Annotated in this window: 5 protein-coding genes, 9 tRNA genes and 1 pseudogene; 1 reads left to right on the forward strand and 14 read right to left on the reverse strand. The window is 40.9% G+C overall.

The features are described from left to right. Positions 1-84: 84 nt before the first annotated feature. From ACVR1I_RS10435 to ACVR1I_RS10445, 3 genes are all read right to left on the reverse strand, one after another. The gene (locus ACVR1I_RS10435) at positions 85-639 is read right to left on the reverse strand and encodes a cysteine hydrolase family protein (RefSeq protein ID WP_447443973.1); all 555 of its coding nucleotides are present in this window, start codon (positions 637-639) and stop codon (positions 85-87) included. Position 640: 1 nt separating this feature from the next. Then, the gene (gene codY, locus ACVR1I_RS10440) at positions 641-1,429 is read right to left on the reverse strand and encodes a GTP-sensing pleiotropic transcriptional regulator CodY (protein ID WP_447443968.1); all 789 of its coding nucleotides are present in this window, start codon (positions 1,427-1,429) and stop codon (positions 641-643) included. Between the two features lie 134 nt (positions 1,430-1,563). Then, positions 1,564-2,778, reverse strand: coding sequence for a pyridoxal phosphate-dependent aminotransferase (locus ACVR1I_RS10445; protein WP_447443969.1), 1,215 nt, complete (start codon positions 2,776-2,778; stop codon positions 1,564-1,566). Positions 2,779-2,901: 123 nt separating this feature from the next. Here ACVR1I_RS10445 and ACVR1I_RS10450 point away from each other — a divergent pair, with 123 nt between their 5' ends. Then, a complete protein-coding gene (locus ACVR1I_RS10450; RefSeq protein ID WP_447443970.1) occupies positions 2,902-3,357 on the forward strand; it encodes a universal stress protein in 456 nt (151 codons plus the stop codon). A gap of 24 nt (positions 3,358-3,381) precedes the next feature. On the opposite strand, the pseudogene ACVR1I_RS10455 reads toward ACVR1I_RS10450, so the two are convergent. From ACVR1I_RS10455 to ACVR1I_RS10505, 11 genes and pseudogenes are all read right to left on the reverse strand, one after another. Next, positions 3,382-4,744, reverse strand: a pseudogene (locus ACVR1I_RS10455) (HAD-IIB family hydrolase). A 318-nt stretch (positions 4,745-5,062) separates the two neighbouring features. Then, on the reverse strand, positions 5,063-7,078 hold the full coding sequence (gene recG / locus ACVR1I_RS10460) for an ATP-dependent DNA helicase RecG (RefSeq protein WP_447443974.1): 2,016 nt from the start codon (positions 7,076-7,078) through the stop codon (positions 5,063-5,065). A 67-nt stretch (positions 7,079-7,145) separates the two neighbouring features. After that, positions 7,146-7,219 (reverse strand) — tRNA-Pro (locus ACVR1I_RS10465). 50 nt (positions 7,220-7,269) lie between these two features. After that, positions 7,270-7,343, reverse strand: a tRNA-Arg gene (locus ACVR1I_RS10470). Positions 7,344-7,356: 13 nt separating this feature from the next. Beyond that, a tRNA-Leu gene (locus ACVR1I_RS10475) sits at positions 7,357-7,440 on the reverse strand. 6 nt (positions 7,441-7,446) lie between these two features. Then, positions 7,447-7,518 (reverse strand) — tRNA-Gly (locus ACVR1I_RS10480). Between the two features lie 13 nt (positions 7,519-7,531). Further along, positions 7,532-7,604: transfer RNA gene (locus ACVR1I_RS10485), tRNA-Thr, on the reverse strand. A gap of 13 nt (positions 7,605-7,617) precedes the next feature. Further along, positions 7,618-7,699: transfer RNA gene (locus ACVR1I_RS10490), tRNA-Leu, on the reverse strand. 5 nt (positions 7,700-7,704) lie between these two features. Next, positions 7,705-7,777, reverse strand: a tRNA-Lys gene (locus ACVR1I_RS10495). Positions 7,778-7,803: 26 nt separating this feature from the next. Beyond that, a tRNA-Asp gene (locus ACVR1I_RS10500) sits at positions 7,804-7,876 on the reverse strand. A gap of 17 nt (positions 7,877-7,893) precedes the next feature. Further along, a tRNA-Val gene (locus ACVR1I_RS10505) sits at positions 7,894-7,966 on the reverse strand. Between the last annotated feature and the right edge of the window lie 52 nt (positions 7,967-8,018).

An 8,018-nucleotide genomic window follows, 5' to 3' on the forward strand; every position in this document is an offset into this window, starting at 1 on the left:
TTGTGAGTCTCCTATGATTATTATCAATAAAAAAGTTTGAGACAGGGTGTCTCAAACTTTTGTACTATCCTTTGGATAGAGTTTTTATGGTAAGATAGTCGCCCCTAACACATGCTCAAAATGATTGAGCGCAAAAGCGTGAGCTTCTTCAGTGATGGACGCAATCGCTGATCCAATGATTTCAATCTCATACCCTAGATTGTAAGCATCAATTGCTGTATGGAGGACGCAGATATCGGATAAGACACCTGTCAAAACAACTGTCTTCACACCTCGCTCTCTGAGTCGAATATCTAAGTCCGTCCCAGAAAAAGCTGAATAATAACGTTTATCCAACCAAACAACTCGGGCATCGTCTTTAATCGACTCATAAACCTCAGCCAATGGACCAAAAAGAGTCCGCCCAGGGGTCCCTACGATATTATGGGGTGGAAAGAGACAGCTTTCTGGATGAAAAGAATCTTGTTCCTCATGCAAATCGATGGCAAAAAAGATATAATCCCCTTGACGATAAGCAGCTTCTGTCACCTCAGCCATTCGTTCTGAGATAGCTTGAGCTATTTTCCCAGCCGTTAATTTCCCATCATCAGATACAAAATCATAAGTATAATCAATCGATATCAGCGCCTTAACTGCCATCTTAATAATCCCGTTTTTTAATTTCATCAAAGATGGCTGGAATCAAGACTTTGAGATAAGTCCCCTTCATTCCCAAGGAACGGCTTTCAATAATGCCTGCACTCTCCAGCTTACGAAGAGCGTTGACAATCACTGAGCGGGTGATGCCAATTCGATCAGCGATAACAGAAGCTGTTAATTGACCCTCTAAGCCATTTAACTCCCCCAAAATAGCAGATACAGCCTTCATCTCTGAATAAGATAGAGTATTGACAGCCATGTTCACAGCTGCTCTACGACGAATATTTTTCTCATCTTCTTCTCGTTGGAAGTTGAGCAATTGAATTCCTACCACAGTTGATGCAATTTCAACCAAAATCAAGTCTTCGTCTGTAAATTGACCATCGTTGCGCCAAATAATCAAGGAACCAAAACGAATCCCTGTCACATGAATTGGAGCGACCGTTGTCACGCTATCAGGATAAGCTTCCCGTGATTCAACTGGAATGGCTGTCAAATCACTACTTGCTGGTAAGTTGGCATGGGTATCATAGACTTGAGCAACTGATTTAATGTATGACTCAGGGAATTGCTTATTGATGAAGAACTCTTCCACTCGGTCATTGTTAAGCTTGTATTTCATGAAATAGCCTAAAACTTCTCCATCACTATTGATAATACAAGCATTGCAATCAATAATTTCAGCCAAATGCTCAGCTATGGCGTTATATGGCAATTCTTCTGCCAATTTTTCTTCCGAACGCTTCAAGATAGATGTAATATCCCGCGTTTTTTCTAGTAATGTTGTCATATTATCCTCTTTACACTATAATTGACTTCATTGTATCAAAATAGTTCAGAAAATTCAACAATTATCAGAAAATTGGGCATTGTTTTAATTATTCGCTCAATTTCATAAATAAAAGGTTGAGCAATGCTCAACCTTTATTTTCGATATTGATGCAAGAAGCGGGTCATTTTCTCTTGAACATCCGCTAAATCTTCTACTGTTGGTAGATAGACAATCCGGAAATGATCAGGATCCTTCCAGTTAAATCCTCTTCCATGTACCAACAAAATTTTCTCTTGTTTTAAGAAATTCAACACAAACTGCTCGTCATCTTCAATCGCATACATATTGCGGTCAATCTTAGGGAAAAGGTATAGACCTGCTTTAGGCCTGACGGCAGAAAGTCCAGGAATATTGTTAATAGCCTCGTAAATAAAATTCCGTTGTTCAAAAATTCGACCTCCTGGCAACAACAATTTATCAATCGACTGCTTGCCCCCCATAGAGGTCTGAACAATTTGCTGGGCTAAAACGTTGGAACACAATCGCATATTGGACAACATATTGAGCCCTTCAATATAGCCCTTGACATTTCTCTTAGGTCCAGACAAAACCATCCAACCCACACGGAATCCAGCTACTCGGTGCGATTTTGATAAACCATTCATGGACACACAAAAGACATCTGGAGCCAGACTCGCAATGGCAATATGCTCCTCACCATCCATCACCAAGCGGTCATAAATCTCATCTGCAAAAATAATCAACTCATGCTGGCGCGCAATTTCAACAATTTCTTCCAATAATGCTTTTGGATACAGAGCCCCGGTCGGATTATTCGGATTGATAACAACAATGGCTTTGGTGTTTTCTGTAATTTTTGATTTAATGTCTGCAATATCTGGGTACCAGTCCGCTTCTTCATCACAAAGGTAGTGAACGGCACGACCACCACCTAGACTAATACAGGCTGTCCAAAGCGGGTAATCCGGCATCGGTACCAAGACCTCATCGCCATCATTTAACAAAGCCTGCATGGACATTGAAATCAGTTCTGACACACCATTTCCCATGTAAATATCTTCAACATCTACATCTGGAAAATTTTTCAACTGGCAGTATTGCATAACAGCCTTCCGGGCAGAAAAAATCCCTTTGGAATCGGAATAGCCTTCGCTCTGACGAGCATTCAAAATCAAATCACGGATTACTTCATCCGGTGCTGTAAAGCCAAACTCTGCCGGATTTCCTGTGTTCAAGCGAAGAATTTTTTCTCCATTTGCCCGCATACGATTAGCCTCTTCCAAGACAGGTCCACGAATATCATAGGCAACATCTTCTAATTTTATAGATTTATCGAATTGTCTCATCACAATTGACCTCTGCTTTCTACTGGTTTATATTTTAGCTTAATTTTGAAAAAATCACAAGAAAGAGTTTACTTTTTTACTGAAAAGGCTTACAATAATAGTAAGAGAAAGGAGTGAAAATCTATGACACAATCTTACCAAACAATTCTTGTGGCCGTTGATGGCTCAAAAGGAGCCGAATTAGCCCTTCACAAAGCCATTCATGTAGCCAAACGAAATCAAGCTCGGCTGATCATTGCTCATGTCATCGATACTCGTGCCCTCCACAACGTTGCTGCCTTCGATGCTTCTGTTTACGAATCGCTCGAACGCGAAGCAACCGACTTGTTAGCCAACTACCAGACAGAAGCTAAAAATGCCGGTGTGGTAGACGTACAAGTTCTCATTGAATTTGGCAATCCAAAAACCCTGCTCGCACAGGATATTCCACAGCAAACAGGAGCTGATTTGATGATGTTAGGAGCAACAGGTTTAAACGCCTTTGAACGCCTACTAATCGGCTCTTCATCAGAGTATATCCTCCGTCATGCCGCTATTGACTTATTGATTGTCCGTGAACAAGAAAAAGTATTTGAATAAGAAAAGCCTGGTATCAGGCTTTTCTTATTTGCGTTTGCCCTGTCTTTGTAAGGACTCTAAAATTGCTTTTTCAGGAGCAAAGTCCTGTTCCCAATTTTCAGGCTTCAGAATTTTATGAGTGACTGGATCAAAATGAGCTTGTCCATCCGGAAATCGCTTACCCATATTCGCCCGATGAACGATATCGAAAATCGGCTTTGGGTCAACCCCCATTAAAACAAATGAGCCATAGGTAAAATAAAGCAAATCTAATAAAGCATCTACCTGTCCAACAAGCGATTGTTGGACCTGCCCTTTTCTTAGAACTTTCTTAGCTACTTTATCAACGGCTTGGTGTAATTCCAAAATCTTTTCTTCAAATGCTTCTTGGCAATCAACTGCTGCCGAAAGAAATTCAACAATCTCTTCAATTTTGAATTCTGACCGAAATGTAGCCTGATTCTCATCAAATGCTTGCACCGCTTCCTGGGTTTTGCCATCCATTAACAAATGAAATTCTTTTACTTGGTTAAACTGCTTATCCTCACTTTGAAACACACGAACATTCTCCTGTTTCCATAAAATGCTGAACTGCTTTTGAAATACCATCTCGGTTATTGGTATCTGTCACATAGCTAGCAACCCGCTTCACCTTTTTAGCTGCATTGCCCATGGCAACAGAATATTTGACCCCACACAGCATTTCCATATCATTTCGAGAGTCTCCAAAGGCCATCACCTCATCCCTTGTAAAGCCCATCTGCTCTCCAACAATCTCAATACCTTTTAACTTGGACATTCCTTTACTAATAATATCGACTGCATACGGACTTGACCTTGTCAGAGTCACATCTGGATAACGCAATTGAATTTTACGGCTCTCTACCTCCGTCATTAACATCATCATTTGATAAATGGGTTGTTCAATAATCGATTGCATATTGATTGGTTTTTGAGGTTTAAAAAAACGAATGACACGATTAAACAAAAAGTTCACCATTCCTGCCCAAGACTCAGGAATCAGCCTCGAAATACGATAGGCTAAGTTTCCAGAACCAAAACTCATGATGCTACTACCGACTACATTTGTTGCAGTGCCAAATGATAAATCTTTTTTGTGATCTTCTGCATAGACAATCATCTCTTCTAATTCATTAGTAGACAGGGCTTGTGCATGCAAAATCGTATCCCTCGAAAAAATATATTGCCCATTGTAGGCTATCGCAATATCCAAGCCCAATGAAGCCATATACTGCACTAAAAAACGCGGACTTCGACCGGAAGCCAATCCAACTAGAATTCCTTGTTTTTTTAAAGAATTGATTGCTTCCACAGTCGATTGACTTACTGATCGATTATCCGTTAATAAGGTCCCGTCAATATCAAAAAAAACTGCTTTTATCCCCATATTTTTCCTTTAATCTTCCTATTATACGAACAATTATACCATAAAAAAGAACAATTTATTGCAATCAAGCAACATTCTATTCTCACACTGAAAAAGAGGCCGGGACAAAAGTCCTAGCCTTCTAATCATTTATCATAAATTAAACAAGACGCAATCGTTGGGGCACTTACTGGATTTACCAGTTTTAGTGTTGCCCCCTGATGCTTTAACACCAATGAACAACTACTGTGTATACTCTCAGCTACTGATTTTATCAGCTTTTACAGCAGTTGAGGAGAACTAGGGATATACCTGACTACTGATTTTTGCCCTACCACCTCAATCTAGTATCATTGGCTTGTCCAAATCATTCAACAAGTTTGACCATTCAGGTTCTTTCTTCCAAGCAGAGTCTGAAACAACTTGCCTAGCAACCTTTCTAGCCTCTTCCAACATCGCAAAATCTTCTACAATATTTGCGACTTTAAACTCAGGAATACCAGACTGGCGAGTACCAAATATTTCTCCAGCCCCTCGCATCTCAAGGTCTTTTTCAGCTAATACAAAGCCATTATTGGTTTCTGTCATGATCTGCATACGCTCCTTACCCGAATCTGTCTTAGGATTGGCTACTAAAATTGCATAGGACTGCTTATCACCTCGACCAACACGACCTCTGAGCTGGTGCAACTGGCTAAGCCCAAAACGGTCTGCATCCATAATCAGCATAATCGTTGCATTTGGCACATTGACACCAACTTCAATAACAGTCGTCGAAACCAACAAATCTAGTGCTTTCTGTTTAAAAGATAGCATAATCGATTCTTTTTCATCAGATTTCATTTGGCCATGCAAAAGCCCTATCCGAACATGACCCTTGAAAAATGCCTGCAATTCTGCCTCAAGAGCCACAGCATTTTTCAAATCAAGTGCTTCTGATTCTTCAATTAAAGGAGAGACAATATAGGCTTGGTTCCCTTTTCTTATCTCCTTCCCTAACCAATCTAACACTACTGGAAACTGCTCATGTTTTACCCAGCGGGTAATAATTGGTTTTCTGCCTTGAGGTAGTTGATCAATAATAGAGACGTCCATATCCCCAAAAGCCGTAATGGTCAATGTCCTAGGAATAGGTGTCGCCGTCATCATCAACACATCTGGATTGATCCCTTTTTGTCTAAACAAACGCCGCTGATTCACACCAAAACGATGTTGCTCATCCGTAATTACCAATCCCAAACGATTGTAAACCACATCCTCTTGAAACAAAGCATGTGTCCCAATCACAAAATCAACATGACCAGATTGAATCGCCTCTAGAAGGGATCGCCTTGGTGCAACACGCATATTTCCTGTTAAAAGGGCAATTGAAAATTCAGGAAAGAGCTGACTCAAACTTTCATAATGCTGTTCAGCTAAAATTTCTGTTGGCACCATCAAAGCAGATTGGTACCCCGCTGTCACTGCAGCATACATCGCCAAACCCGCTATCACCGTTTTACCAGAACCAACATCTCCTTGCAAGAGTCGATTCATATGTCTTGAAGAAGCCATATCCTCTAATATTTCAGATAAACTTCTGGACTGGCCGTGCGTTAAAGAAAATGGCAAAGCAGCAATCTTTTTTTCGATTGCCACTCGATCAACATTAATCAATAAGCCGCTATTTTTTTCTCGGTTTTTTGAACGCAATAACTGCAAGCCCAGCTGAAAAGAAAGCAACTCTTCAAACTTTATTCTCCGAATAGCTTGCTGATAAGCTAAATCGTCTGACGGAAAGTGCATATAATAAATTGCCCTCTGACGGTTCATTAACTGATATTTCTCCAGTAATGAGTTAGGTAGATTCTCTGCCATCAGATTTAAATAACCCATTTCAAAAACTGTTTTAACCAATTTTAGAATAGAGGACTGCTTAATCCCCTCAGAAGAACGATAAACCGGTTGAAAATCTTCTTTGGATTGATTTAAAATCTTCATTCCAGTTAAAGTCGCCTTCGCCTTATTCCATTTTCCCCAAATCGCAATTTGTTGCCCTACATCAACTTTATCAGCTAAATATGGTTGATTAAAGAAAGAAACAGAAATAACAACTTCATCTGTTCGAATAGAAAATCTTAATCGATTTCTTTTGAAACCATAATATTGAACGGAAGCAGGAGTCACAACCTCTCCGCTTAAAAGAACTTTTTCGCCATCCGATAGTTCCAAAATAGACTTACTTGAAAAATCATCATAGCGAAAAGGAAAATAAAGTAAAACATCTTGGACAGAAGAAAGACCTAAGCTTTGAAATTTCAAAGCCGTTTTAGGCCCAAAACCAGGCAAAGAAGAAATTGTATCTTGTAAACTAATCATACCAGTATTATAACAAAAAGAAATTAAAAAAAGTGCAAAAAAAAACAACTAAGAAGCTGTCAAATCGGGAAGACAGGATTCGAACCTGCGACCCCTTGGTCCCAAACCAAGTGCTCTACCAAGCTGAGCTACTTCCCGTGTATTCATTAAAAATAAATCTCCCCTAATGTCAAACACTAAGCGAGCTATGCACCCTAGAGGAGTCGAACCTCTAACCGCCTGATTCGTAGTCAGGTACTCTATCCAGTTGAGCTAAGGGTGCTCTATATTATTCATGCCGAGGACCGGAATCGAACCGGTACGATGTTGCCATCGCAGGATTTTAAGTCCTGTGCGTCTGCCAGTTCCGCCACCCCGGCCTCTAAAGCGAACGACGGGATTCGAACCCGCGACCCCCACCTTGGCAAGGTGGTGTTCTACCACTGAACTACGTTCGCAATTTCTTCTCAATGCCGGCTACATGACTTGAACACGCGACCCTCTGATTACAAATCAGATGCTCTACCAACTGAGCTAAGCCGGCTTATTTTCTTATATGCGGGTTAAGGGACTTGAACCCCCACGCCCGAAAGCGCCAGATCCTAAATCTGGTGCGTCTGCCAATTCCGCCAAACCCGCATAAATGACCCGTGCTGGGCTCGAACCAGCGACCCACTGATTAAAAGTCAGTTGCTCTACCAACTGAGCTAACGAGTCTTCCTTAAAATAAAAAAATATTTTAACGGTCCCGACGGGAATCGAACCCGCGATCTTCGCCGTGACAGGGCGACGTGATAACCGCTACACTACGGGACCTACATATTCCTATGTAATGGGAGTTAACGGGATCGAACCGCTGACCCTCTGCTTGTAAGGCAGATGCTCTCCCAGCTGAGCTAAACTCCCAATTCGCTAAGCAACTCCCTTATCTCACAGGGGGCAACCCCCAACTACTTCA

The organism is Streptococcus cameli, from assembly GCF_053207365.1.